The 25,100-nt window shown below is 34.0% G+C and carries 26 protein-coding genes; 13 read left to right on the top strand and 13 right to left on the bottom strand.

Translation table 11 applies throughout. The annotated features are described in order from the left end of the window. Nucleotides 1–318 precede the first annotated feature (318 nt). Nucleotides 319–948 carry a 7-carboxy-7-deazaguanine synthase QueE gene (locus K7G79_RS12800; RefSeq protein WP_223551991.1) on the bottom strand — a complete coding sequence of 210 codons (630 nt, stop codon included), beginning with the start codon at nt 946–948 and terminating at the stop codon, nt 319–321. Between the two features lie 104 nt (nt 949–1,052). Between K7G79_RS12800 and K7G79_RS12795 the strand changes: the two genes are divergently transcribed. The 7 genes from K7G79_RS12795 to K7G79_RS12765 all read left to right on the top strand — a co-directional run bounded on the left by K7G79_RS12795 (nt 1,053) and on the right by K7G79_RS12765 (nt 6,707). Continuing rightward, entirely contained in the window at nt 1,053–2,594 is a 1,542-nt protein-coding gene (locus tag K7G79_RS12795; RefSeq protein ID WP_223551990.1) for a helicase HerA-like domain-containing protein, read from the top strand. Nucleotides 2,595–2,626: 32 nt separating this feature from the next. Continuing rightward, nucleotides 2,627–3,190 (top strand): hypothetical protein, encoded by a 564-nt coding sequence (locus tag K7G79_RS12790; protein WP_223551989.1) that lies wholly within the window; start codon nt 2,627–2,629, stop codon nt 3,188–3,190. Nucleotides 3,191–3,196: 6 nt separating this feature from the next. Further along, complete coding sequence (locus K7G79_RS12785; protein WP_223551988.1) at nt 3,197–4,171, top strand: YitT family protein; 975 nt, start codon at nt 3,197–3,199, stop codon at nt 4,169–4,171. A 1-nt stretch (nt 4,172) separates the two neighbouring features. Beyond that, nucleotides 4,173–4,538 carry a cupin domain-containing protein gene (locus tag K7G79_RS12780; RefSeq protein WP_223551987.1) on the top strand — a complete coding sequence of 122 codons (366 nt, stop codon included), beginning with the start codon at nt 4,173–4,175 and terminating at the stop codon, nt 4,536–4,538. Nucleotides 4,539–4,675: 137 nt separating this feature from the next. Further along, on the top strand, nt 4,676–5,503 hold the full coding sequence (locus tag K7G79_RS12775) for an alpha/beta hydrolase (protein WP_223551986.1): 828 nt from the start codon (nt 4,676–4,678) through the stop codon (nt 5,501–5,503). Between the two features lie 18 nt (nt 5,504–5,521). Further along, the gene (locus K7G79_RS12770) at nt 5,522–6,289 is read left to right on the top strand and encodes a pseudouridine synthase (protein WP_223551985.1); all 768 of its coding nucleotides are present in this window, start codon (nt 5,522–5,524) and stop codon (nt 6,287–6,289) included. Next, a complete protein-coding gene (locus K7G79_RS12765) occupies nt 6,279–6,707 on the top strand; it encodes a VOC family protein (RefSeq protein WP_223551984.1) in 429 nt (142 codons plus the stop codon). Before K7G79_RS12770 ends, K7G79_RS12765 begins: the two co-directional genes overlap by 11 nt. Here the strand turns inward: K7G79_RS12765 and K7G79_RS12760 are convergent. The 4 genes from K7G79_RS12760 to K7G79_RS12745 all read right to left on the bottom strand — a co-directional run bounded on the left by K7G79_RS12760 (nt 6,693) and on the right by K7G79_RS12745 (nt 11,686). Next, on the bottom strand, nt 6,693–7,436 hold the full coding sequence (locus K7G79_RS12760; protein WP_223551983.1) for a TIGR02206 family membrane protein: 744 nt from the start codon (nt 7,434–7,436) through the stop codon (nt 6,693–6,695). The genes K7G79_RS12765 and K7G79_RS12760 overlap by 15 nt on opposite strands. Before the next feature lie 27 nt (nt 7,437–7,463). Continuing rightward, nucleotides 7,464–8,339, bottom strand: coding sequence for a bifunctional 5,10-methylenetetrahydrofolate dehydrogenase/5,10-methenyltetrahydrofolate cyclohydrolase (locus K7G79_RS12755; RefSeq protein ID WP_223551982.1), 876 nt, complete (start codon nt 8,337–8,339; stop codon nt 7,464–7,466). A 58-nt stretch (nt 8,340–8,397) separates the two neighbouring features. Next, entirely contained in the window at nt 8,398–9,726 is a 1,329-nt protein-coding gene (gene ffh / locus K7G79_RS12750) for a signal recognition particle protein (RefSeq protein ID WP_223551981.1), read from the bottom strand. Between the two features lie 193 nt (nt 9,727–9,919). After that, on the bottom strand, nt 9,920–11,686 hold the full coding sequence (locus K7G79_RS12745) for a hypothetical protein (protein WP_223551980.1): 1,767 nt from the start codon (nt 11,684–11,686) through the stop codon (nt 9,920–9,922). Nucleotides 11,687–11,834: 148 nt separating this feature from the next. Between K7G79_RS12745 and K7G79_RS12740 the strand changes: the two genes are divergently transcribed. The 4 genes from K7G79_RS12740 (at nt 11,835) to K7G79_RS12725 (ending at nt 16,463) form a co-directional block, all read left to right on the top strand. Further along, nucleotides 11,835–12,350: an RNA polymerase sigma factor gene (locus K7G79_RS12740; RefSeq protein ID WP_223551979.1), complete on the top strand. Its 516-nt coding sequence runs from the start codon at nt 11,835–11,837 to the stop codon at nt 12,348–12,350. A gap of 115 nt (nt 12,351–12,465) precedes the next feature. Further along, nucleotides 12,466–13,380: a FecR family protein gene (locus K7G79_RS12735; protein WP_223551978.1), complete on the top strand. Its 915-nt coding sequence runs from the start codon at nt 12,466–12,468 to the stop codon at nt 13,378–13,380. Next, a complete protein-coding gene (locus tag K7G79_RS12730) occupies nt 13,373–15,733 on the top strand; it encodes a TonB-dependent receptor plug domain-containing protein (protein WP_223551977.1) in 2,361 nt (786 codons plus the stop codon). Before K7G79_RS12735 ends, K7G79_RS12730 begins: the two co-directional genes overlap by 8 nt. Before the next feature lie 91 nt (nt 15,734–15,824). Next, nucleotides 15,825–16,463, top strand: coding sequence for a YceI family protein (locus tag K7G79_RS12725; RefSeq protein WP_223551976.1), 639 nt, complete (start codon nt 15,825–15,827; stop codon nt 16,461–16,463). Between the two features lie 65 nt (nt 16,464–16,528). Here K7G79_RS12725 and K7G79_RS12720 read toward each other — a convergent pair whose 3' ends face one another. From K7G79_RS12720 to K7G79_RS12705, 4 genes are read right to left on the bottom strand one after another with little or no spacing between them, the layout of a single operon-like run. Beyond that, nucleotides 16,529–17,245: a peptidoglycan DD-metalloendopeptidase family protein gene (locus K7G79_RS12720; protein WP_223551975.1), complete on the bottom strand. Its 717-nt coding sequence runs from the start codon at nt 17,243–17,245 to the stop codon at nt 16,529–16,531. 28 nt (nt 17,246–17,273) lie between these two features. Next, entirely contained in the window at nt 17,274–18,791 is a 1,518-nt protein-coding gene (locus K7G79_RS12715) for a hypothetical protein (RefSeq protein ID WP_223551974.1), read from the bottom strand. A gap of 15 nt (nt 18,792–18,806) precedes the next feature. Continuing rightward, nucleotides 18,807–19,379, bottom strand: a complete 573-nt coding sequence (locus tag K7G79_RS12710; protein ID WP_223551973.1) for a hypothetical protein — start codon at nt 19,377–19,379, stop codon at nt 18,807–18,809. Next, a complete protein-coding gene (locus K7G79_RS12705; protein WP_223551972.1) occupies nt 19,363–19,914 on the bottom strand; it encodes an RNA polymerase sigma factor in 552 nt (183 codons plus the stop codon). The genes K7G79_RS12710 and K7G79_RS12705 overlap by 17 nt, the downstream gene beginning before the upstream one ends. A gap of 180 nt (nt 19,915–20,094) precedes the next feature. Between K7G79_RS12705 and K7G79_RS12700 the strand changes: the two genes are divergently transcribed. Next, nucleotides 20,095–20,649: a DUF2911 domain-containing protein gene (locus tag K7G79_RS12700; RefSeq protein ID WP_223551971.1), complete on the top strand. Its 555-nt coding sequence runs from the start codon at nt 20,095–20,097 to the stop codon at nt 20,647–20,649. A 165-nt stretch (nt 20,650–20,814) separates the two neighbouring features. Beyond that, nucleotides 20,815–21,885: a methylmalonyl Co-A mutase-associated GTPase MeaB gene (meaB, locus tag K7G79_RS12695; protein ID WP_223551970.1), complete on the top strand. Its 1,071-nt coding sequence runs from the start codon at nt 20,815–20,817 to the stop codon at nt 21,883–21,885. Here meaB and K7G79_RS12690 read toward each other — a convergent pair. Genes K7G79_RS12690 through K7G79_RS12675 form a run of 4 tightly spaced genes read right to left on the bottom strand, consistent with a single transcriptional unit; the run spans nt 21,874 to nt 25,033 of the window. Beyond that, complete coding sequence (locus tag K7G79_RS12690) at nt 21,874–22,821, bottom strand: NAD(P)-dependent oxidoreductase (RefSeq protein WP_223551969.1); 948 nt, start codon at nt 22,819–22,821, stop codon at nt 21,874–21,876. The two genes, meaB and K7G79_RS12690, sit on opposite strands and share 12 nt — an antisense overlap. Continuing rightward, nucleotides 22,818–23,405, bottom strand: a complete 588-nt coding sequence (locus tag K7G79_RS12685; RefSeq protein ID WP_223551968.1) for a phosphatase PAP2 family protein — start codon at nt 23,403–23,405, stop codon at nt 22,818–22,820. The genes K7G79_RS12690 and K7G79_RS12685 overlap by 4 nt, the downstream gene beginning before the upstream one ends. 10 nt (nt 23,406–23,415) lie before the next feature. Continuing rightward, the gene (locus tag K7G79_RS12680) at nt 23,416–23,643 is read right to left on the bottom strand and encodes a hypothetical protein (RefSeq protein ID WP_223551967.1); all 228 of its coding nucleotides are present in this window, start codon (nt 23,641–23,643) and stop codon (nt 23,416–23,418) included. A gap of 13 nt (nt 23,644–23,656) precedes the next feature. After that, entirely contained in the window at nt 23,657–25,033 is a 1,377-nt protein-coding gene (locus tag K7G79_RS12675) for an MATE family efflux transporter (protein ID WP_223551992.1), read from the bottom strand. Nucleotides 25,034–25,100 lie beyond the last annotated feature (67 nt).

The raw sequence follows: 25,100 nt of genomic DNA, 5'->3' as shown, positions 1-25,100 counted from the left end.
TTTACAAAGTTTAGTATATTTTTACCTTCATATTGTTCCATATCTTAATGTTTTAAAGCATTAAAATACGGATTTTAAATTAATAACTCAATTTTTTTAAATAATTTCTTTAACAGAAAAAAATCTTGTTTTGGAGTATTAGTAATTAACGAGTTGGGATACTATATTCAGTACAATGGGCATTATTATGAAAGGCAAGTGGCAAAGTTTATAGAAAACTTAAAAAAACAAATACATACCTTAACAAAGAACTGAATTAAAAAACGATAGTATCCAAAATTGACACTATCCAAAAGGCAGTATATAAAAAATGGTACTTTAAGGAATATTTAAATACTTATGGGTTTGTAAGGACACTTTCCACTTAGGGTGTTTCATGACGTAATCCACAATTTCCGGAATCACCTTATCACGCTTACTCCATTCGGGTTGTAAATACAGGATACAGTTGTCATTAACCTTGGCCGCTTGTTCTTCAGCAAAGCGAAAATCATCCTTGTTATAAACAATAACCTTAAGTTCATTGGCTTTTTCATAAACTTCCTGAGTTGGTGGTTTTAGCTTTTTTGGCGATAAACATATCCAATCCCAAGTCCCCGTCAATTTATAAGCGCCAGAAGTTTCTATATGGACCTGCAATCCTGCAGTTTTAAGCTGGGACGTTAAAGGTTCCATATCCCACATTAAGGGTTCCCCTCCAGTAACAACAATAGTATCGCTATAGGTTTTCGCATTTTCAACAATCCTAACTGTTTCTGTTGGCGGATGCAAATCGGCATTCCAGCTTTCTTTTACATCGCACCAATGACAGCCCACATCACAGCCTCCAACACGTATAAAGTACGCCGCCGTACCTTTATGGTAACCTTCCCCTTGGATGGTGTAAAACGCCTCCATTAAAGGCAGCATTTTACCTTGATCTACCAACTGCTTTATTTCTTTTTCCATAAGGCTGCAAAGATAGCGGTTTACGGTTTAATTGTTCAAAGTTTTACATATCTTGGTTACAAGATTTAACCGAGAATGGTTATTTTTATCAAAATTTCCTATTCATGGACAAGAAGGATGCCTTTTATAAACACATAACCGATGGCAATACAACCAAAGGTGATTTTATTCCCATAGGAGCCGCCATGTTAGATGGCGAAACCGTTACAGGTGCCCATGTAAAAATTCCTTTAAAAACCATGAATCGCCATGGCTTAATTGCCGGTGCTACAGGAACAGGAAAAACAAAATCGCTACAGATTTTGGCAGAGAATTTAAGCGATAAGGGAATTCCTGTCTTGCTGATGGATATTAAAGGCGATTTAAGCGGATTGGCTCAACCCAGTTTAGGGCATCCTAAAATTGACGAACGTCATGAAAAAATAGGTTTACCTTTTGAAGCGAAAAGTTTTCCTGTTGAAATCTTAACCCTTTCTGAACAAGATGGTGTACGGTTAAGGGCTACCGTTAGTGAATTTGGCCCTGTATTGCTTTCAAGGATTCTGGATTTATCGGATACACAATCTGGTGTTGTTGCCGTGCTGTTTCAATATTGTGACGACAACAAATTGCCCGTATTGGATTTAAAGGATTTTAAAAAAATATTGCATTATGCCACCAACGAAGGCAAGGAAGAATTTACCAAAGCCTATGGTAGAATTTCCCCAGCTTCTACGGGTGCTATTCTAAGAAAAATTATAGAATTGGAGCAACAAGGTGCCGATTTGTTTTTTGGTGAAACGTCGTTTGAAGTTGAAGATCTATTACGAATTGATGAAGATGGTAGAGGTTACATCAATATCATTAGGCTTACCGATATCCAGGACCGCCCCAAACTATTTTCAACCTTCATGTTAAGTTTATTGGCAGAAATCTATTCCACGTTTCCAGAACAAGGTGATAGTGACAGGCCGGAGCTTATTATGTTTATAGATGAAGCACATTTAATATTCGATGAGGCCTCCAAACCTTTGTTAAATCAAATTGAAAGTATCGTAAAATTAATACGTAGTAAAGGCGTTGGACTTTATTTTGTGACCCAAAATCCAACCGATGTTCCCGAAGCTGTTTTGGGACAGTTAGGACTGAAAATTCAGCATGCACTTCGTGCCTTTACGGCCAATGATAGAAAAGCCATAAAGCTTACAGCACAAAACTATCCCGATTCTGAATACTACGATACCACCGAAGTACTAACCTCACTTGGTATTGGCGAGGCTTTAGTATCTACCTTAAATGAAAAAGGGCGCCCCACACCCCTTGCTGCTACTATGATGCGTGCACCCATGAGTAGAATGGATGTATTGACCAAAACCGAGTTAAGTAGCTTACTTTATAAATCTAAACTGGCTAAAAAATATAATGAAACCATAGACCGGGAAAGTGCTTACGAACTTTTAAATGCAAAAATAGAACGTGCCGAAGCCGATCAGGCCAAAGAAAAAGCAAAACAAGAGCGCGAAGCCCTTAAAAAAGCAGAAACCAAAAAACACACATCAGCAACAAGACACCGAAGTACTAGAATGAACCCAATAGTTAAAGTACTTACCAGTGCTACTTTTATAAGAAGCGTGTTTGGTATTTTAACCAAATTGATGAAAAATTAATTATCATAAACCTGTTTATAACACTAAAATTAATGAACAAACTATTTTTTTTAAGCCTTGCTGTTCTAGCTATTTGCCTTAGCAGTTGCAAACAAGAACAAAATCCATTTGAAATTGACAAACACCATGTAGGGCTATTAAACGATTCCACACAAGTAAAAGATTTAAAAATTATTTTTCCTAATGACTCGATATCAAAATTTGAAAGCGGCAAAGCCTTTTCAGGCAATATCAATACCATTGATGTCCATGATAAAACTGGTAAAAAGCTTCTCGTACTTTCACCAAGAAAACTTGGGGATTCTACCTCGGTGATTAGTAGTGTTCAAATTATGGATGCCCGCTATAAAACCAATGAGAACATATCTATTTTAAGTACCTTTAAGGATATTAATAACGCTTACAAAATAAGCCGGATCAATAACCTAATAAATTCTGTTGTGGTATCTGTAAATGAAATTAACGCATCATTTACCATTGATAAAAAAGAACTTCCTGCCAACCTTCGTTTTGACAGGAACTTAACCATTGAAGCCATACATATTCCGGACGGTGCAAAAATTAAATACTTTTTTATTAATTGGAATAATAACTAAGACGTAATGAACCCTCTTCTTTCCAAATTACTAATAGACATTGCTAGAAAAAAACTAGAGCACAAACACCCTAACCAACCTGTTAGAAAAAGGGAAATTGTACCATTGGTAAGAAATCTACAGGTAGAATTATCGCATACCATAAAAAAATATATATTTATAGCAATTGGTGTCTTTTCTGCAGGCTTTGGCCTTAAAGGATTTTTACTACCAAACCGCTTTATAGATGGTGGAGCAACAGGTATTTCTTTATTATTAGAAAATATTACTACTCTTAATTTAGAAACCTTACTTGTACTCATTAACCTGCCTTTTATATTCCTAGCCTCTAAAACCATCAACCTAAAATTTGCTGTTCGCAGTATCGTTGCTATCATTCTTTTGGCCTTGGTAGTTCATTATATCGATTATCCAACAGTTACAGAAGACAAACTACTTATAGCAGTTTTTGGAGGCTTTTTTTTGGGTCTAGGTATAGGTATGTCAATGCGAGGTGGAAGCGTTATTGATGGCACTGAGGTTTTAGCCATTTACTTAAGTAGAAAGCTGTCCCTTACCGTTGGCGATGTGCTTTTGCTTATTAATATCATTATATTTTCCTTTGGCGCTTATATTTTGTCAATTGAAGTTGCATTGTATGCCATTCTTACCTATTTAGCTGCTGCAAAAACCGTGGATTTTGTAGTAGATGGTGTTGAAGAGTATGTTGGTATTACCATTATTTCTGAAAAACATGAACAACTTAGGATGATGATTACCGAAAAATTGCAAAGGGCTTGTACTATTTATTCTGGTAAAGGTGGTTTTGGTAAAAATGGAGCATCAAAAGAGAAAAACATAATATACACCGTTGTTACACGCCTTGAAATACCTAAACTAAAAACCGAAATCGACAAAATAGACAAACATGCTTTTTTAGTGATGGGCATTGTAAAAGATATTAAAGGGGGCATGATAAAGCGTAAACCTTTAAAAGATTAAAATGAAAAAATATAAAATTCAAGACAACCCCTTTATTGTGCCTACAAACGATGGTAAGGCCATAAAGGAACATTTCGGCCTGGTTAGTGACGGTAATACGCAAATAAGTATTGCACACATGACCGTTCCTGGTGGGTGGAGCGAACCATTTCAAACTCCAGAATTTGACGAGTATACTTTTGTAATAAAGGGTAAAAAAAAATTCATAATAGAAAAAGATACAGTTGTATTAAAAGCTGGTCAATCTATTAAAATTGAAAAAAACACGCGCGTTCAATATTCAAATCCTTTTGATGAAGCATGTGAATATCTTGCCATTTGTGTTCCCGCCTTTTCCATGGATTTGGTTAACAGGGAAGTTGAATGAAATACCGATATTTAATTTTATCATAAAACGAAATGATGATTTGGATATTACATGCCCATGCCGAGAGTAATTGAAGCACAGCCATAAAAACAGAATAGATATCAGTACAAGAAACGAACATTAATAAATTTAAACATTTGAAAATAGTTTTAGTCAAACTCATCGGTTTTTTTATAAATACCATAGCTCTTATTAGTCCAAGATATGCTGTTAAAATAGCCATTAAATTATTTTCTACACCGCTAAAAGGGAAACACATTCCTGAAGGAAAAGATTTTTTAAATACAGCTTTTCAAGAAGAGGTGGTCTATAAAGATTTCTCTATAATGACCTATAGATGGCTTGGTAAAAAGGATACTATTCTATTGGTTCATGGCTGGGAAAGTAATGCCTTTCGATGGAAAGATCTAATTGAAAAACTGAAACAAAAAAGTTATAACATTGTTGCCATAGATGCACCAGCACATGGTAAATCGGGCGGGAAGTACTTTAACACCTTAGACTATTCGGAATGCATACATCTCGTAGCAAAAAAGTTCAAGGTAAAAACTATTATTGGACATTCTGTTGGAGGTATGGCAACGATTTTTTTTCAATACAAATATCAATTCCCCCATTTGGAACGTATCGTATTACTTGGTGCACCATCTAATTTCAAGGATATATTTGAACGCTATGTAAACATGATGGGATACCATAATATTTTGGTAAAACACATTGATGAGTTCTTTTTAAAAAAACATGGGCATCGTTCTGCTTATTTCGAAGCTTCAAAATTTTCAAAGGACATTACATCCAAAGGTTTGATTATTCATGATGACAAGGATAATATCATTCCATATAAAGATGCCTTAGACTACCAAGTCAGCTACACCAATGCAAAACTTATAACAACAAACAATCTAGACCATAGTTTAAAATCTGAAAATGTTGACAATCACATTTTAGAGTTTATCTCCAATTAGTTATTGTATTTTTGTGGTATGCAAGAAGAATTAAAACGTATTAATAAGTTTTTAAGTGAAATAGGCTATTGCTCTCGTCGTGAAGCCGATAAGCTTATTGAAGCTGGCCGCGTAACAGTAAATGGAAACATTCCTGAAAAAGGAACAAAATTAACATTAGAGGATATTGTTGCCGTTGATGGTACTGAAGTTGGAAACACTAAAAAAGAATTCGTGTATCTTGCATTTAACAAGCCTGTTGGTATCGTATGCACTACAGATACAAGAGTGGAAAAAGATAATATTATTGATTTTATTAACTACCACAAGCGTATCTTCCCTATAGGTAGATTAGATAAACCCAGTGAAGGTTTAATTTTATTGACAGATGACGGAGATGTTGTAAATAAAATTCTTCGAGCCAATAACAACCATGAAAAAGAATATATTGTTAAGGTGGATAAACCCATATCCCAAACCTTCATTGAACATATGTCTAGAGGTATTTACTTAAAGGATTTGGGACAAACCACACAACCTTGTAAGGTTAAAAAAATGGATAAGTTTACCTTTAAAATAATACTTACACAGGGGCTAAACAGGCAAATCCGTCGTATGTGTGAATACTTAAGTTATGAGGTACAAACCTTAAAACGCGTACGTATCATGAATATCAAATTAGATATACCTTTGGGAAGATATAGAGAGTTAACTAAAGAGGAGTTTACCGAATTAAACAAACTATTGACTAAATCGACCAAAACCAATAAAGGGAAACCTTCTTTAAGAAATCATCATGGCAAATAACATCAATCCGTTCCACTTGGCCATTCCAGTTCACAACTTAGAAACCTGTCGAGTTTTTTACCGGGAAACTCTTGGATGTGTTGAAGGCAGAAGCAGTAATTTATGGGTTGACTTTAATTTTTTTGGGCACCAATTGGTCATTCATTACAAACCAAAACAAGACAATTCCAGTTTGTACACCAACCCTGTAGACGGAAAAGAAGTTCCCGTACCTCATTTTGGAGTTGTTTTATCTTGGAAAACCTTTCATGGTTTAGCTGAAGATTTAAAACAAAAAAACATTGAATTTGTTATTGAGCCTTATATACGATTTAAAGGTTTAGCAGGAGAACAAGCCACCATGTTTTTTTATGATCCTTCAGGAAACGCATTAGAATTTAAGGCATTTAAGGACATCAATCAACTATTCGCCAAATAATGCCTGTTCCCTTTTCTTTTTATTTGCTAAATAAAATGGCAAGTAAATAAGAAAAAAATAAGGGATCAATATAATTTGAACTACTATAATATAATAAGGCCAATCACCAAAATAATCTAATAGCGAGGCTGCTTCTGGCTTTTCAATCAAATAAAAATAATTTGATTTTAATGCATAATTAATAAGAATCATAACAAATACATATGCCTGCAAGGCAAAGTACGATTTAAAGACACTAGGCAATTTAGGTCGCATTTGAAAAACAAAAATGGCATAAAAAATAACAATTAAAACGCCTAAATGCACTGCCCAAAACCTAAAATAATCAAAGGAAGGAAATCCTATTGCTATATCTGGTGTTATAACCCCTTGTAAAGTTCCTCCAATAATCCAAAATAACAAAATTTCGAACATCCAATATTTTCTGTAATAAGTAAAAAATGGAATGAACAAAGCCATTAAACTACATAAATACAAAGGTAAATCGGTAACAATACTGTAATCCCCAAACAAAAAGTAGTATAAATGAAATACAAAAACCGTTAAACTTACAGAGCAAGCCAAATAATGAATGTATTTAATTTGCTGGGATTCGTTTAACTTATGTTTTGCATACCGAATAAAAAAAACAGCAAAAAGGGTAACCAAAACCACTGGAATTATGTGCTGCAAACTACCAATAGCAACCCGGGTCTGTAATTCTATAAAGCTAAATAGGTTAAAATGCATATTGCAATTTAATCTATTTTGGGTTAATTACAAACGTCTTGTACGTGCCAACAACGTATTTTTAAGTAACATAGCAATAGTCATAGGGCCCACACCTCCAGGTACAGGTGTGATATAACTGGCTTTTTTACTAACACTTTCAAAATGCACATCTCCCGCAAGCCTAAACCCATTTTTCTTAGAAGCATCTGGTACTCTGGTGATACCAACATCTATAACCACAACACCTTCTTTAACCATATCTCCTGTCAAAAATTCTGAAATGCCTATCGCAGCAACTATAATATCAGCTTTACTGGTGATTTCAGATAAATTTTTTGTTCGACTGTGAACTAGGGTGACAGTAGCATCTCCAGCACTTCGCTTTTGACTCATTAATATACTCATGGGACGACCTACAATATGGCTTCTTCCCATTACAACTAAATTTTTACCAGAAGTCTCAATACCATAACGTTCAATAAGCTCTAAAATACCAAAAGGAGTTGCTGGCAAAAAACAAGGTAAATCTAATGCCATTCTACCTACATTTACGGGATGAAAACCATCGACATCTTTTTCAGGGTCAATAGCCATCAATACTTTTTGTTCGTCAATATGCTTGGGCAAAGGCAACTGTACTATAAAACCATCAATATCATCATTAGTATTTAGCTCATGTATTTTGCTAAGCAATACCTCTTCTGAAGTTTCTTCAGGCAAATCGATTAAAGTAGATTGAAAACCAACACGTTCACAAGCTTTTACCTTGGCACCCACATAAGTCATACTAGCACCATCGGTTCCTACGAGCACTGCAGCTAAGTGAGGTGCTTTTTCACCTTTTGATTTGATTAAACTAACTTCCTTAGCTATTTCATCTTTAATGTCGTTACTAATTTTTTTACCGTCTAGAATGATCATTTAATGTTGGTTATTAGTGAATTTAATTACAAATGGCAGCTAATCTTTAGCTTAAAACCTAGCGCATATTCTGCATCATTTGCATCATTTTTTTACCGCCTCCACCTTGCATCATCTTCATCATTTTGCTCATTTGGTTGAATTGATTTAATAACTGGTTAACTTCTTGAACCGAAGTTCCAGATCCCTTCCCAATACGTTTCTTTCTACTAGCATTTAAAATTGATGGATTGGCACGCTCTTTTGGAGTCATGGAGTAAATAATTGCCTCAATACCTTTAAAAGCATCATCATCTATATCGATATCCTTCATCATTTTTCCTGCACCGGGTATCATGGCAATAAGGTCCTTCATGTTACCCATCTTCTTAATTTGCTGAATCTGCTTTAAGAAATCGTCGAAGCCAAACTGATTTTTAGCAATTTTCTTTTGAAGCTTTCTTGCTTCTTGCTCATCGAACTGTTCTTGGGCCCGTTCTACCAACGAAACAACATCTCCCATTCCCAAAATACGGTCTGCCATACGTGACGGATGGAACACATCAATAGCTTCCATTTTTTCACCTGTACCAATAAACTTAATTGGTTTATTAACCACAGACTTTATGGATATTGCCGCTCCACCTCTCGTATCACCATCTAATTTGGTTAAGATAACACCATCAAAATTCAATATATCATTGAATGCTTTGGCTGTATTAACCGCATCCTGACCAGTCATTGAATCTACTACAAAAAGGGTTTCTTGTGGTTGAATGGCTTTGTGGATATTCGATATTTCATTCATCATCACCTCATCTACCGCCAAACGACCAGCAGTATCTATAATGACCACATTAAACCCATTTGCTTTAGCATGGGCAATACCTGCCTTTGCAATAGCTACAGGATCATTATTGCCTTTATCACTATAAACTTCTACATTAATTTGATCACCTACTACATGTAATTGATCAATCGCTGCTGGACGATAAACATCACAAGCCACCAATAAAGGTTTCTTTGTTTTTTTGTTTTTGAGATAATTGGCAAGCTTACCAGAAAAAGTCGTTTTACCAGATCCTTGCAAACCTGACATTAGAATAACACTTGGTGTTCCCGAAAGATTAAGCCCTTCAGCATCACCACCCATGAGTTCGGTTAATTCATCCTTGACAATTTTTACCATTAATTGTCCTGGCTGAAGCGTTGTCAACACATTTTGACCAAGTGCTTTCTCTTTAACTTTATTGGTGAACTCTTTAGCTATTTTAAAGTTAACATCGGCATCTAACAAGGCACGCCTTACTTCCTTTAAAGTTTCCGCTACATTAACTTCCGTAATACTTCCATGGCCTTTAAGAACGTGTAGGGCTTTATCTAATTTATCGCTTAAATTATTAAACATAATGTTACTTAAATTTTAAGAAGTGCAAAGTTAATGATTTGTAACCTATTATTGAAACGCTATTCTATAAATAAAAAAGGCTGTCAATTTTACAATTTGACAGCCTCAAAAAGGATTACTTAGCTAACTAACCTATAAAACCGATATGACAAGTTTTCCTTTTTTTTAACCAAAACATAATTCTCTTTTTCAATTATATTTTCTTTTCAAGAACTAGAATACGTTCTATATTTCCATTAGAGTCCAGATCTTTTAATTCTATCCTAGTTTCATCAATCTCCACTATTTTCCATCTATGGTTTAAAACATTAAACGGTTCATTATCTCCAAAATACAAACCAAGTCTTAACCCTTCTTTTCTATAGGACAACCAAGAGCCTGAAAAAGTACCATTATTAGGATCAGTAACTTTTACTCTACCAGTCTCAAAAAAACTTAGTGTGTACATAAAAAACGTATCGTCTTTTTCCAATTCCCCTTCAGCAATAAAGTACCTAGTTACTTCCCAATCGCTACTAATTAATACGTCATCGACATAATTTAGATCGTCATCTGTATTTGGACAATGTCTTTCCAACACCATTTTATTATCTAAATTACCAAGACTTTCCAGTTTAATTAAACCAGGTTCCAGGAAGGTTATTAACCACTCTAACTGTAAGTTTGGCCTGCCTTCCAATTGAATTTGAAGTACGAATCCAGCATTAAAAGCTAATACATTATAAGTCCCTTGAACAAACTCACCATTCACACGTATTTTAACCACATTATCTGGAAAGAATTTTAAAGGCGTACCTATATAATCCTTTTCATTATCCACCCCATCAACACTTAAACGTGTTACTCGCCATAAACATTCCTGCAAGTAATTTAGTATACGCTCTTTGGTAACATCGAAAGCAATATCGCAATTCTTCTTTAAAATAATCCTATTGCCTCCAACTTGGTACAATTTAATCCTTCCGTATTCTAAGTCATAAACAATCCATTCTAAGGTAAAGTCTACTAGGGTGTCGAACTCCAATTTAATTAATGCACCGTGGTCTCCAATTCGGGTTGTCCAAGTTCCTGTTAATACATCTCCATTTCTAGCACGTACTTTTACGACATTATCTTCCTTGAAAACAACTACGTACTCACGGTATTTGTCATCTAAATTCTCTTCATTTCTATCAAAGTCATGAACTACCCATGGGCAAGTCATTAATAAATTATCCAAACGTTCTTTAGTGAAATCGTCATCACCATAATCGTTATCATCATCCTCATCACACGTATCCTTAGCATCTTCAATTGCTGTTTCCAATTCAAAATTGTTATTAACGATTATTTCTGAACCGTCGGCCAATATCATAGTAACTGGAAAATTTAAACTAGCTAAAACTTCTTTATCTATTACACGTTTAATAAAACGATACAATTGAAAATCATTTTCAACCGTAACAACATCTATAACCTGAAAGTTAGCATTGTATAAAGAAAATGAAATTGGATATTTGAAATCAATACACTCAATATCATCATCATCTTCATTTTCACCTTTACATTTAGCCACTAGCTCTTCTAGGTGGGTTTTATTTTCAATAACAATCTCCTCATGATCTTCGGTAATGATAGTTATTGGGAATATAATTTCCAATCGATCATCGTCGTCTTCAAATTTGTCAAAAATGGCTTCAATGGTTTTGAAGTCTTCTTCAGAATCAACAATAATTTCCAAATTGTTCACTACCACGGTTACAGGAAGTTCTACAGACAAACAACTGGCTCTATCAATAATATTGTCTTTAGAACCATCCCGTTTTGAGGTGGCACTAACCATAGCAGTTAAATTTGAATTGGCGACTAAGGCCTCTGCTTCATTGGGAGGTGTAATGTCTACGATTTCATCCTGACAAGATGTAAATAGTAAGAGGGCAAAAAAAGGTAGTAGGATTAAGGTTTTTAATTTCGCTTTCATGATTTTTAATTTAGGGTTCAACATAGCGTTTTGATGATAAAACAGGATAACTATAAAAACTCCTACCCTCTACCCCTAAAAAAATTTAAAAATTGTAAAAGCTAAATTCCAAAAAGCATTATTTTAGAGGCACCAACTACCAAAACCAATGACAAAACAGCTACATGACAATATTTGTGAAGAACATCTTTTTTCTTCCATATTTAATAAATATTCTAAAGACCTACATGATTTTCTATATTACAAGTTTGGTGACCGATTAAATCCAAAGGACAAAGTACAGGAAGCTTTTGTGAAGCTTTGGCAAAACTGTGCAAAAGTAAGGCCAGATAAAGCCAAAAGTTTTGTTTTTACAACGGCCAACAATTTAATGCTGAATGAAGTAGCACATCAAAAAGTGGTTTTAAAACATCAACAGGCCAAACCTAAAATGCATACCAATGAAAACCCTGAGTTTTTAATGCAGGAACAAGAGTACAATGACAAACTGCAACGTGCGCTATCTAATTTAACCGAACCTCAACGGGTGGCTTTTTTAATGAACCGAATAGAAGGCAAACGTTTTAAGGAAATAGCAGAACTATTGGATATTTCTACCAAAGCAGTTGAAAAACGAATTTATGGCGCATTGGATAAATTAAGAAAGGAGATTAAGGAGTTGTAGTTTTTGACTTTAATTTTACCTTAATAAACCAAACCTATATATTGAAACTTGAAACATAGAGCCTGATTTTTTTTCAAAACAGGGTAGGAGAAAATAAAAACTAATTGTTATATAGTTGAATACAGAAATGATGGACAGAGAAAAACTCATATTAAAATGGTTAAATAACGACCTAAACGATCAAGAACTTCAAGCCTTTAAAACCCTTGAAGATTATGACGATTTAGAAAGGTTAAACAAAAACCTAAAAGGCTTTAAGGCTGATAATTATGATACTAGTAGCGAGTTAGAAAAGGTATTATCTTCCATTAGAACTAAAAAAACACAGGTAACGAGGCATTGGATAAAACCCTTTATGCGTGTAGCTGCAATTCTTGCCATTTGTTTAAGTGTCTATTATTATAGTACTATGGTAGACACAACATATACTACCGATGTTGCCCAAAAAACGATTATACAACTACCTGATGCGTCAAATGTATCACTTAATGCGAAATCGACATTGGTATTTAATAAAAAAGATTGGAAAAAAGAACGTGATGTAACACTGGAAGGTGAGGCTTTTTTTAAAGTATCTAAAGGATCTACATTTAATGTAATTACAGAGTCTGGAACCGTAACCGTATATGGTACAGAATTTAATGTAAAGCAACGCGACAATTATTTCGAGGTTATTTGCTACGAAGGTTTAGTTGGGGTTACCCATAATGCTTATGAAACTAAATTAAAACCTGGAGACAGCTTTTTAATTATAGATGGGAAACTAATTGCTAAAGAAAAAGAAAACCGCTCAACACCTTCGTGGCTAAATAACGAAAGTCAATTTAAAAGTATTCCTTTTAAAGCCGTCGTATCTGAATTCGAAAGGCAATATGGTGTCGATTTTACACTCTTGGGAATAGATAGTTCACAGTTGTTTACCGGTAGCTTTTCGCACGATAACATAGACATTGCTTTGCAGGCAATTTCCTTGCCTTTACACTTAACGTACAGTAAAGAAAATAATACTATTATTTTAAAACGTGAGTAAAAAAGGTTTACTTAATGTTATTATTGCCTTATTTTTTTTGAACACTTTTTGCATTACTGCCCAAAACGTTCAAAAAGAAAAGCTTAGCCTTGCTTCCGTTTTGAATGTACTAGAAACCCTTTACAACGTAAGTTTTTCTTATGCTGATGAAACCATAGAAGACATTTCATTAGAACTACCTGAAAACATAATAACCCTTACCGATGCTATAAATTTCATAAGCATCCAAACCGATTTGAATTTCAAATTGCTAGACAATCGCTTTATTGTTATTACCAAGAAAAAGACCCTTAACAGTCATGATTTCAGCACTCAACAGCTAGAAGAGGTCGTTGTTGTAAATTACCTAACTTCTGGTTTAACCAAACTAAATGATGGTAGTATTACCTTAAAACCTGAATCTTTCGGTATGCTTCCTGGATTGATTGAACCCGATGTGCTACAGACCATTCAGGCACTCCCTGGAGTTTTGAGTGTGGATGAAACCGTATCGAACATTAATGTAAGAGGTGGTACTCACGACCAAAACCTAATACTCTGGGACGGTATAAAAATGTATCAATCGGGACATTTCTTTGGCTTGATTTCAGCTTTTAACCCATATACTACTAAATCTGTTAAGGTTTCCAAAAATGGTACACCGGCAAAATATGGCGATGGCATTTCAAGTATTATAGACATGCAGTTATCCAATACTATCGACAATACTTTTAATGCAGGTTTAGGCTTTAACTTAATTAATGCCGACGGCTTTGCCAAAATACCGTTATCGCACAATACCGAACTACAACTATCCACCCGAAGGTCAATAACTGATATGATTAACACGGCAACATTCGAACAATATTCCAAACGTATATTTCAGGATTCAGATTTTAATAAGGCTAAGGAAAATGATGATTTTATATCACAAAATGAATCGTTTTATTTCTATGATATCACAGCTAAGTTCCTTTACGATATTACTCAAAAAGATAAAGTAAGATTTCATTTTTTCAATGTGTTCAATGATTTAAACTACGACGAACAATTAACCACAAATGACCGCAATGAAGTCTTGAATAGCCAACTCACGCAGCGCAACTCAGCTATTGGACTAACTTATACAAGAGATTGGAACGACGATTTATCAACCAGCACCCAAATATATGTTTCCAATTATGATTTAGATGCCACTAATTTTGATCTCATTAACAATCAACGCTTAATACAGGAAAATGAAGTATATGATGGTTCAATAAAATTGGATATAAATTACAGGCATAATCAAAATTTTAAGTTTAATATTGGCTATCAATTCACAGAAGTTGGCATAAGTAATTTGGAAGATGTTAATAACCCCGATTTTAAAAGTTATATAAAAGAAGTTAATAGAACCCATTCCCTATACATTGAAGGAGCATTTTTATCCAATAGTGCCAAAACCAATTTGAAATTGGGGACAAGGTTAAATTACTTAGACAAGTTTAACACTCTTTTAATAGAGCCCCGCTTAAGTTTCAGTCAACGGTTTTTAGACTATTTTAGACTTGAAATTTTGGGTGAATTAAAAAGTCAGACCACCTCCCAGATCATTGATTTGCAAAATGATTTTTTAGGCATAGAAAAAAGGCGTTGGGTATTGTCCAACAACAATACTGGAGTTACTAGCATTAATGGAGTAAATCTCTTTCCTGTTCCTATTATAAAAAGCAAACAAGGCTCTTTAGGATTGCATTTTAATAAAAACAAACTATTAATTAGTTCTGAAGCTTATATTAAAAAAGTAGATGGTATAACAAGTAGAAGTCAAGGTTTTCAAAATCAATATCAGTTTGTTTACGATACCGGTAGTTATAAAATTAAGGGCTTAGACCTATTAATCAACAAACAATTTAATACTATTTTCAGTACGTGGTTAAGCTACACCTATAGTAAAAATAACTACCTGTTTTCAACTTTAAATGATGGCGAAGCCTTCCCTAACAATGCTGATATTAGGCATGCTTTGACCTTTGGAGGTGTTTATACCTATAACGACCTTAAACTAGCTTTAGGAATTAATTGGCATACAGGCAAACCAATAACAAACCCAATAGATGTGACCGATAGTTCAACCTCGAAGGAAATTAATTACGAAGCACCTAACAACAGTAACTTAAACGATTATTTACGTACTGATTGTTCTGTTTCCTATGCATTTGTAATTTCAGAAAATACCAAAGCCAATATTGGTGCTTCTATATGGAATGTTCTCAATAAAAAAAATGTTATAAACGCCTATTATGTTTTAAATGATGATAACACTTACAGGATGGTTGAAAATCAATCGCTAGGTATTACACCAAATATTAGTTTTCGTGTTAATTTTTAACATCCTATTTTATTAAAGCACTCTAAATTTATAAAACTTGACTTTTGTTAATAATTTAAATAAATTGTTGACTCATAAAAAAACATTGATTATGAAAAACAAACTCCCTTTTGTGTTAATGATTATTGTCTTAACTTTTACAATAACCAGTTGTCGTGATAAAGTCAAGGAAGCAGAAACCAAAGAAGCAGAAACTGTTAATTTAGCAAAAGAAACTTCAAATAAATTTATAGTTTCCACAGAAGAATCTACTATTATCTGGTCTGGCTATAAACCTACAGGTTCACATACAGGTACTATAAATTTTAGTCATGGCGAATTAACCATAAATGATGGTAAAATTGAAAGTGGAACCTTTACTATTGATATAGCCTCGCTTAAAGATTCTGAAGCTAATGCCCGGTTGGAAAAACATTTAAAAAGTACCGATTTTTTTGATGTTCAAAAATATCCCATTGCTACTTTTAAAATTACTGATTTTGAAAAAGTCAATAATAAAACATTACTCTCAGGAAATTTAACCTTAAAAGACACAACGAACAATGTAACCTTTACTGTGTCGGTACTTCATACAGATGATTCGGTTAAAGTTGAAAGTGAAACGTTTTCTATAGATCGCTCTAAGTGGAATGTAAAATACGGTTCAAAATCTTTTTTTGATAATTTAGGCGAAAAGTATATCAACGATGATATAGAATTATCGATTGTTGTTAAAGGGAAAAAAGAATAAAACTTGTATTAAATTGATAATAACCAAAGACAAAACCTTTATAAACTAGTTTTAGCATGTTATATCTATATTTTATCTTTTACGCTACAGTTTATCTTCAACAACAAATTAGGATCTGGACAATTGGATTTAAAAAAACTTAAATCCTTGATATTGCATACTCCTGGATAATCTCCAACCCACCCTTGAAGGTTCTTTATGATTTGAAAATGCAAATGTGGTGGATAATCCCCATTTTCGCCCATACTTCCTAAAGAGCCTATTTGATCTCCTGCCTTAAACACTTGCCCTACTTTTAGATGTTTTATAGAAGACAAACTTAAATGGCCATACAAAGTATAGAATTCAAACTCGAAAAGGGTATGTTTCAAAATAATGGTTGGTCCATAATCGCCATAATTGCTATTATTACAAAAACTGTGCACTGTTGCTTTCAATGGAGTATAAACAGCTGTATTCACAGGACACCAAAAATCGATTCCTAAATGGATATTACGTTCTGAGTTGTCTAGATTTAATGTATTAAAATGCGTACTACGTTTATAAATAGTTCGTTTTTCCAAATAACCGCCATAAGCGGCAAAAGCCTTATGCATTTTTATAAAAGTTCCTATATAATTTCCTAATTTTTCAGAAGATGAAAAATAAAATGAACTGAATTGGGCACTATTTGCCGATAAATCTAATGGGATATATTTTGAATAGGATTTAGAAGCATCTAAAACATGAAGTGGTTTTGTACTAATGTTGGAAAGGCACTTTAAAAAACGGCTTGAGTCCATATAGGATATTTTCCCAAAACTAATGAATCTATCGCATAGTTACATTACTGTATTTGGCATTAACAACAATACTTTTGTCCGAGCTTAAATCTCCCGTTGAAAAAGAAGCGGTATTATCCTTTGCTGTTTTATTGGGGTGACTAAGCCGGGTAAGATTTCCTTTAAACTGAAGGTTATGAGCTGCTTTAGGTAGTACGATAACCGCTTGGGTATTATGCAATATGGCATTTAAATTGGTAAAGGCATCATCTATCCTTAAAATTTTTAAATCTCCAATACTTTCATTTATTATAGCATTTCCGAGCAAATTATCAATTTTAATATTGGAGGAATTTGCCGTAAGCACCAACTGCCCAACCTGTTCCAGATTAGCTTTCTCTACATAATTTAAAGTAAGTTCCCCCACGTTCCATTGGACAACATGAACAGGTGAATGTGTAGCATTAATGGAAGTAGAACTTCCATTAATGCTTTGTGCTACAAACTTAGTATAGGCTAAATCAGCTTTTAAATTATTAGTACTCGCTGCCAACTTTAATTCACCATGCTTTACATTAAGCTTGAGCTTAGCACCTTTTGGCATTTTTATCTTTATAGTTTTCTTTACCTTAGAGTGAGCTTCACGGTTAACCAAACGCTCCACAATTACACGTCTTTTATCAGCTAGTTTTTCACGCTTTTCACTTAACTTTTCGCGTTCCAACATATGCTTTTCACGAGCTCTTTCGTGCTCTTCCCTCATTTTATCTTCACGTTCTGCCATGGCTTCCATACGTTCGGCTCGTCGTTCCATCTGGGCTGCAAAACGCTCTCCCCAAGCTTCCATTTGTTTTCCATATCGCTCCTCAAATTTTTCACTCCAATCCGCCATTTGTTTAGCATATTTTTCCTCCCATTCCTTTCCAAATTTTTCACCCCAGGTTTCCATCTCTTTTGCAAATTTCTTCCCAAATTTAGACTCAAATTCCTTAGTATATTCTTCTAAATACTTGTCTCCATCTTTTTTATAGGCATTGTAATCGAATTTAATACTTTTAACGCCTTCTGGAAGCTCTGGCAATTCTGGAAACTCCGGTATTTCTGGTATTTCTGGTGCCAAAGGCATTTGAGGTATTTCATGAAACACAAAGTCAAAATCCAGCTCTGGCAAATCTGCCAATTCAAACTTCAACTCCTCCAGAACAACATCTAAACCTTCTATATCTCTAAGATCCAAGTTATGCACCCAAGCTACTGGTGCATACCCCCTTGTGTTTACAGTTATCAGAGATGTAGAAGCATCAACATCTACCTCCCAATTTTTTAAAGCTTCTTCTAATTCTTCCTTGCTTAAGCCATCACCTTCTATATAAGCTTCTATTTCAACGGTATTTTTATTCCAGGTATCAAATTCGATATTACAATAGCTCGTATTTAAATCGATGGTAACATCTTTATCTACTTTTACAGATTGCGATATCTTAGTTAGTTTTTCTTGTGCTGTTAGTGTTGCGAAAACAAAACAACTTAGTATAAATAATTTTAATTTTATAATTGACTGTTTCATTGTTTGATTGATGTTTTAAGCTGTTTGTGATTGTAATTCAGCTTGTGTTAATTCCTTTAATTGTTCTTTTAATCGATACAATAGGTTTAAACGAAGTTTTAAATTATCTATTAAGGCATTAATGGTTAGCTCGGTGGGACCTGCTTTAGTCAACTCTAAAGACAAACGCTCGTACTCCTTATTGAGTTCGTCGAGTTGGGTAATGTAACCATCGAAAACCTCTTTGGTTTCTGGGGTGTATTTAATTTTTGAAAGTTCTAAATTGATGCTAGCCAAATAGTAATCCTCTACCTTCTTTAACCCTGGCGACACATCACCAAGTGTCTTGGTTTTAGCAACCACAGTCTCTGTTCCATTGGATTCATCATTAATATTTAGATCATTAATATTTATATAATTAAATGCACCATAGCTTAAACCTAAAAGCACTACAACACTAGCTGCAATATTGTACCATCTAAACGATTGACGCTTAGCTTGCGGCAATGCTTCATCTAATTTTTTAAGAAACCGTTCCTGATGGTTCACTGGCATTTTTTCGCTCGAAAACTTTTCATTCTTAAATAATTCTCTAATATCCTGTGCCATTTTCATTTAGTGTTAACAATTCTTTTAATTTAGATTTTCCTCTAGATAATTGAGTTCGCGATGACACCTCAGAAATATTTAGTATTTCTGAAATCTCTTGATGATCGTACCCTTCAATTAAATATAGCATAACAACATACCTATATTTATCTGGCAACTTACCAATTGCCACTTTTACTTCATCTAGTGTAATTGCATCGTCTACTAACCATTTGTCATCATCAACAGTATCGACAACCTTTAAGTGCACTTCTTCCAGTTCAACTAAACGTTGTTTTTTGGATTTCAGGAAATCAATACTCTTATTAACGACAATACGTTTTAACCAAGCTCCAAAAGTAACCTCTGCTTTATACTGGTTCAGTTTTGTAAAAGCCTTAATAAAAGCTTCTTGAACAACATCTTCAGCATCATTTGTATTTTTCAAAAAACGCATGGCAACAATATACATACCATCGCAGTACTGGTTGTATAACTGCAGTTGTGCCTTACGATTGTTTTGTTTACATTTTTCAATAATGTCAACTTGAAACATACTTTGGTCTACATTTTGGTTTAAGCTAGTTCATATTAAAGGACGATACAAAAATAAATATGTTGCAAACACACCATATTTTTTTATTTATAAGGGTAACAAATCTAAATAAATATGCGTTAGCATTTTATAGATTGCACCTAATTAAAGTATCTTTACATCCCAAAAATTGCTATATTTATGAATACTTTTTTAAAACAGTTAATGGCAATACTATTCATTGTTGCCCTTGGAGTTTTCGTTTATTCTTATCTCAATGATGGCTTTCAAAAGCCAAAGAGTCCAAAAAAAACAGTGAGCTTTAAAGTTGATGATTTAAAACTTGAAGTATTTTATAACAGACCTTCAAAACGTGGTCGAGAAATTTTTGGGGCCCTTGTTCCTTACAATGAAGTTTGGCGTACTGGGGCCAATGAAGCTACCACTTTTGAGACTAATAAAGCCTTAAAAATTGTTAACTATTCACTTGAGGCTGGTAAATATACCTTGTGGACTATCCCCAACGATACAGCATGGCAGGTTATTTTTAATGCCAAACAATATGAATGGGGCGTAGACCATACCACACTAAAACCCCTTAGAGAACCGAATTTTGATGTAGTTAAGGTTTTGGTTCCAGTGAAAAAATTAGATCATGTAGTTGAACAATTTACAATAGCTTTCGATAATTCAACAGACAATCTTTTTTTAACCATGGCTTGGGATAATGTAAAAATCGAAGTCCCGCTAAAATAAGTTGGCTATTTACATTAGCAGTCTTTAGAAAAACCATTTTATAAATCACTTGTTCATTATAATAGTTCACTTAAAGTTACAATAGTCATAAGACTACTAAACATTTGTGCTTTTTTATAGATATAAAGCTAAAAATTGTAAATTAGTGAATCAATCGTTTAGTAGGTGACTAAGAAAAAACCAAAGACTTTAAAAGAAAACAAAGGCATTTCTGAAACAGGAATAACCAATACAGCTTCTATTGTCTCCTTTAAAAATAAACGTAAAAACATTTTAGACACAGATACTATAATCAATGGTATTTTAATTAAAAACATATCTTCTTTAAGCAGGGCCATCACTCTTATTGAAAGTAAAAATCCGAATCATTCAGAGCAAGCTAGACTAATTATAAAAACATGTTTACCTCATGCAAACAAATCCATTAGGATTGGAATTACTGGAGTGCCGGGTGTAGGTAAAAGTACTTTTATTGAGGCTTTAGGAAAACACCTAACATCCCAGGGAAAAAGAGTTGCTGTTTTGGCAGTAGACCCCTCTAGTGCCATATCCAAAGGTAGTATATTAGGCGATAAAACCCGAATGGAAACCTTGGTGAAAGACAAAAATGCTTATGTAAGACCATCAGCCTCTGGTGATACCTTAGGTGGTGTAGCCAGAAAAACAAGAGAATCTATTATACTTTGTGAAGCAGCTGGCTTTAATGTCATAATTATTGAAACCGTTGGTGTTGGACAAAGTGAAACAGCCGTACATAGTATGGTTGATTTTTTTCTATTGTTAAAACTTGCCGGTGCGGGTGACGAATTACAAGGTTTAAAACGCGGTATCATTGAAATGGCTGATGCCATTGCCATTAATAAATCGGATGGTGATAACTTAAAACGTGCAAAACTAGCTCAGGTTGAATTTAATAGAGCGCTTCATTTATATCCTGAAAAAACTTCAGGTTGGCAACCTAAAGTAACGACTTGTAGTGCCTTACAAAATGAAGGCATTGATACGATTTGGAAACTTATTCTAGAATATAAACAAATCACAACAAATAATAACTTCTTCGATAAAAAACGATACCAACAAAATAAGTTTTGGCTGATCCAGACCATTGAATCCGAGTTAAAGTCTAATTTCTTTAATTCAGATAAAGTAAAAAAAGAGCTCGAAAAACAATTAGTTCTAGTCGAACAGAATAAAACCACTCCTTTTGCTGCTGCAGATTATTTATTATCTCTTTAGAACACTTGATTTATACCATTCAATCTGATGTTTTACAGCCTCCATCAATGTTGTTTTCGGGTTATAATCCAATAATTTTCTAGCTTTTTCTATAACAGCCTTAGTACGAAATTGATCACCCGGGCGCTTTGGTATCACATTTAGGTGAATAGGTTTACCCAAAATACTCTTTACTGCTTCAATGCCTTGCTTAGTGGTATATTCTTTATCTGTTCCCAAATTAATGATTTCCCCATCTATAACAGATGTTTTATATATAACACTAACTATACCTTCAACAATATCACCCACATAGGTAAAGCTCCTTAAATGTTTATCACTGCCTTCGAATAAAGGAAAGGAAGTGCCTTTTATTCCGGAATCAATTAACTTGGTAAACATTTTTTCAGGGCGTTCCCGAGGGCCTATTACCGAATATAACCTCAGCGAACAGGTTCTTAGCTTTTTTTCTCTACTTTGCTGAAGCACTAATTGTTCAGCTGCTAATTTTGTTACTCCATAAAAAGAAGCAGGTTTAGGTATTGCATCTTCATCAAATGTGGCTTCCAGACCATAAACAGAGGAAGTTCCTATATTAACCAGTAGCTTTAAATTTGGCAAACCAAGAGCATAGTCTATTAAATGTTTTGTCGCCAGCACATTATTCTGCAAATAATCCTGAAATGTAGAATGAGTAGAAATTCCAGGTTGGGCTGCAAAGTGAAAAATATAATCAATCTCTTTGGGTAAAGTTTCAGCTAAATCTTCATCATTTAAATTTTTATTGATGATCGAAATACCAACTGAATTTAAGCTCCTTTCATTCAATTTCTTTAAACCCACATCATAATGAGGTGAAAAATTATCTACACCAACAACCTCATGTCCCAAAGCTTTTAAAGCTTCAGCTGCATGGGATCCTATAAAGCCTGCTGCCCCAGTAATTAAAATATTCATACTGGTTCGGGGTTATAAAGTTGAAAGCGTTTTAACAAATATTTTGCCAATTTATGGAACAGGTATCCAGATATAGCCCCAAATATTAACCCACAGACAATATCCAACGGATAATGTACGCCTACATAAATTCTACTATAAGCAACAATACAACTAATACCCACTAGCACATAAATAATCCATTTATAATATGGCTTAAGCAATAATCCACCAAATATAGCTACCGCCATAGAGTTAGAGGCATGCCCAGAGAAAAAACCGTATAAACCGCAACGCACCGCTATAAACCTCATATGTTCCATCACGCCTTCTGTTCTACAGGGGCGAGTACGTTCAAAAACACGCTTAAACAAATTAGTAGATTGGTCTGTAAAGGTTATAATTAAGGCAAGTACAAATACTAAAAAAACCACAGACTTAAACCCAAATTTTTTATATAAAAAATAAAAAAGTATTAGCCCTAACACAGGCCCAAAAAACAACTTGTTTGTTATGGTCAGCCATAAACCATCCCATGGTTCCGATCCTAAAGTATTTAAATATAAAAAGAGTTCGTTATCGTATTGCAGAATTTTGTCCAACATTTTTGATAGATTATTCTTCGTATTTCGCTATTTCTCGGTCATAAAATTGAGTCGCCAACCGGATAGCATTTTCTGTTTCTATTTCTAGCTCCTTTTGGTCTTCGGCATCAAAATCCTCAAACCATTCCACATCATCATCTTCAAGATTAATTATGAACCTTGGAAACTCTGTATGAATCACATAAATAGCATTGGGATATTCTGAATTATCACCTAATATGAATTTTGGTAAAATCATAATCTATTCTTATTTAGTTGTTTGACAAAATTAACTTTTTAGTCAAATAATTAAACCTAATATACAATAAAATAGCTGCAGTAGTTAAGCCTGCAAGTAAGCCCAACCATATACCAAAACTACCATAAGCCTCTTCTTTTCCAAAAAACCAACTTATTGGAAACCCTACCAACCAATACGATATAAAAGTGATTATAGTTGGTATTTTTACATCTTGCAGTCCCCGTAAAGCACCTAAAACAATAACTTGGATACTATCACTTATTTGAAAAATTGAAGCAGCAATTAATAATTTTGAGGCTATAGCGATTACTTCTGTATTATCATTTAGATTCTTAACATCATCAAAATCGACATAAAGTTTTGGTAATTGATTATGGAATGCAAAGAAAATAATAGCGAAGCACACAGCAAATAAGGTTCCCATTAAGAAAAGGGAAAATGCAATTCGTCTTAATTCATAAAATGCTTTAAGTCCTTTTTGGTTACCAACACGAATCATGGATGCTACACTTAGTCCCATAGCCACCATGAAAGTCATCGATGATAGATTTAATGCAATTTGGTTTGCTGCTTGAGGATTCTTTCCCAATAAACCACTTAGCCAAATAGCAGCAGTAAAAATAGCTACCTCAAAAAACATTTGCATAGAGCTAGGGGCTCCAAGGTTAATTATTTTTTGCAGCATCCTTTTACTTAAAACAAAAAACTTAATATTGGTAACAAATGCTTTGGATTTATCCTTTCCTTTTAACAAGTACCAAAGGTACCCCACCATAATAAACCTTGAAGCCAAAGTACCATAAGCCGCTCCAACAATACCCAATGCAGGAAAACCTAACTTTCCGAATATTAAGATATAATTTAACAAAACATTCACCACATTGGCTAAAATAGTGGCATACATGGGATATTTGGTCATTGACAAACCATCTCCAAACTGCTTAAAAGCCTGAAAAACAACTAATGGTATAAGTGAAAATGCCACTAAATCTAAATATGGCATTGCCAATATAACCACTTCATCAGGTTGTTTCATTAAATACATCAATGGTTTTGCAAAAAACACCAATAAAAAAAGTAACACACCCAAAACAGTACACAAAAATAAGCCATGTTTAAAGGCTGATTTTCCTTTTACAAAATCCTGGGCTGAATCTGCTTCGGCTATTAAAGGCGTGATGGCAGTACTAAAACCAATCCCTAAAGACATAGCAATAAACATAAAACTATTGCCCAAAGACACAGCTGCCAATTCTGCTGTACCTAATTGCCCTACCATAATGTTGTCAATAAAACTAACAAAAGTATGTCCCAACATACCTAACATAACTGGGGCTGCCAATTGCCAATTGTATTTAAATTCTTTGGTATAGTTTTTTATCAGCATCATGCAAAAATAAACTTTAGCATTGTGAATATTATCGTTTAGCCAAAAGATTTGACCAAATCTTGGT

The sequence above is a fragment of the Aestuariivivens sp. NBU2969 genome (assembly GCF_019931125.1).
Lineage (GTDB): Bacteria > Bacteroidota > Bacteroidia > Flavobacteriales > Flavobacteriaceae > Aestuariivivens > Aestuariivivens marinum.
This window is presented reverse-complemented; position numbering and strand designations above follow the sequence as displayed.

What these genes read in the sequence shown, in the direction of transcription:
- K7G79_RS12800 (WP_223551991.1), bottom strand. Translation starts at nt 948, where the DNA reads ATGGAAAAAGAAATAAAGCAGTTGGTAGATCAAGGTAAAATGCTGCCT.
- K7G79_RS12795 (WP_223551990.1), top strand. Translation starts at nt 1,053, where the DNA reads ATGGACAAGAAGGATGCCTTTTATAAACACATAACCGATGGCAATACA.
- K7G79_RS12790 (WP_223551989.1), top strand. Translation starts at nt 2,627, where the DNA reads ATGAACAAACTATTTTTTTTAAGCCTTGCTGTTCTAGCTATTTGCCTT.
- K7G79_RS12785 (WP_223551988.1), top strand. Translation starts at nt 3,197, where the DNA reads ATGAACCCTCTTCTTTCCAAATTACTAATAGACATTGCTAGAAAAAAA.
- K7G79_RS12780 (WP_223551987.1), top strand. Translation starts at nt 4,173, where the DNA reads ATGAAAAAATATAAAATTCAAGACAACCCCTTTATTGTGCCTACAAAC.
- K7G79_RS12770 (WP_223551985.1), top strand. Translation starts at nt 5,522, where the DNA reads ATGCAAGAAGAATTAAAACGTATTAATAAGTTTTTAAGTGAAATAGGC.
- K7G79_RS12765 (WP_223551984.1), top strand. Translation starts at nt 6,279, where the DNA reads ATGGCAAATAACATCAATCCGTTCCACTTGGCCATTCCAGTTCACAAC.
- K7G79_RS12760 (WP_223551983.1), bottom strand. Translation starts at nt 7,436, where the DNA reads ATGCATTTTAACCTATTTAGCTTTATAGAATTACAGACCCGGGTTGCT.
- K7G79_RS12755 (WP_223551982.1), bottom strand. Translation starts at nt 8,339, where the DNA reads ATGATCATTCTAGACGGTAAAAAAATTAGTAACGACATTAAAGATGAA.
- ffh (WP_223551981.1), bottom strand. Translation starts at nt 9,726, where the DNA reads ATGTTTAATAATTTAAGCGATAAATTAGATAAAGCCCTACACGTTCTT.
- K7G79_RS12745 (WP_223551980.1), bottom strand. Translation starts at nt 11,686, where the DNA reads ATGAAAGCGAAATTAAAAACCTTAATCCTACTACCTTTTTTTGCCCTC.
- K7G79_RS12740 (WP_223551979.1), top strand. Translation starts at nt 11,835, where the DNA reads ATGACAAAACAGCTACATGACAATATTTGTGAAGAACATCTTTTTTCT.
- K7G79_RS12725 (WP_223551976.1), top strand. Translation starts at nt 15,825, where the DNA reads ATGAAAAACAAACTCCCTTTTGTGTTAATGATTATTGTCTTAACTTTT.
- K7G79_RS12720 (WP_223551975.1), bottom strand. Translation starts at nt 17,245, where the DNA reads ATGGACTCAAGCCGTTTTTTAAAGTGCCTTTCCAACATTAGTACAAAA.
- K7G79_RS12715 (WP_223551974.1), bottom strand. Translation starts at nt 18,791, where the DNA reads ATGAAACAGTCAATTATAAAATTAAAATTATTTATACTAAGTTGTTTT.
- K7G79_RS12710 (WP_223551973.1), bottom strand. Translation starts at nt 19,379, where the DNA reads ATGGCACAGGATATTAGAGAATTATTTAAGAATGAAAAGTTTTCGAGC.
- K7G79_RS12705 (WP_223551972.1), bottom strand. Translation starts at nt 19,914, where the DNA reads ATGTTTCAAGTTGACATTATTGAAAAATGTAAACAAAACAATCGTAAG.
- K7G79_RS12700 (WP_223551971.1), top strand. Translation starts at nt 20,095, where the DNA reads ATGAATACTTTTTTAAAACAGTTAATGGCAATACTATTCATTGTTGCC.
- K7G79_RS12690 (WP_223551969.1), bottom strand. Translation starts at nt 22,821, where the DNA reads ATGAATATTTTAATTACTGGGGCAGCAGGCTTTATAGGATCCCATGCA.
- K7G79_RS12685 (WP_223551968.1), bottom strand. Translation starts at nt 23,405, where the DNA reads ATGTTGGACAAAATTCTGCAATACGATAACGAACTCTTTTTATATTTA.
- K7G79_RS12680 (WP_223551967.1), bottom strand. Translation starts at nt 23,643, where the DNA reads ATGATTTTACCAAAATTCATATTAGGTGATAATTCAGAATATCCCAAT.
- K7G79_RS12675 (WP_223551992.1), bottom strand. Translation starts at nt 25,033, where the DNA reads ATGCTGATAAAAAACTATACCAAAGAATTTAAATACAATTGGCAATTG.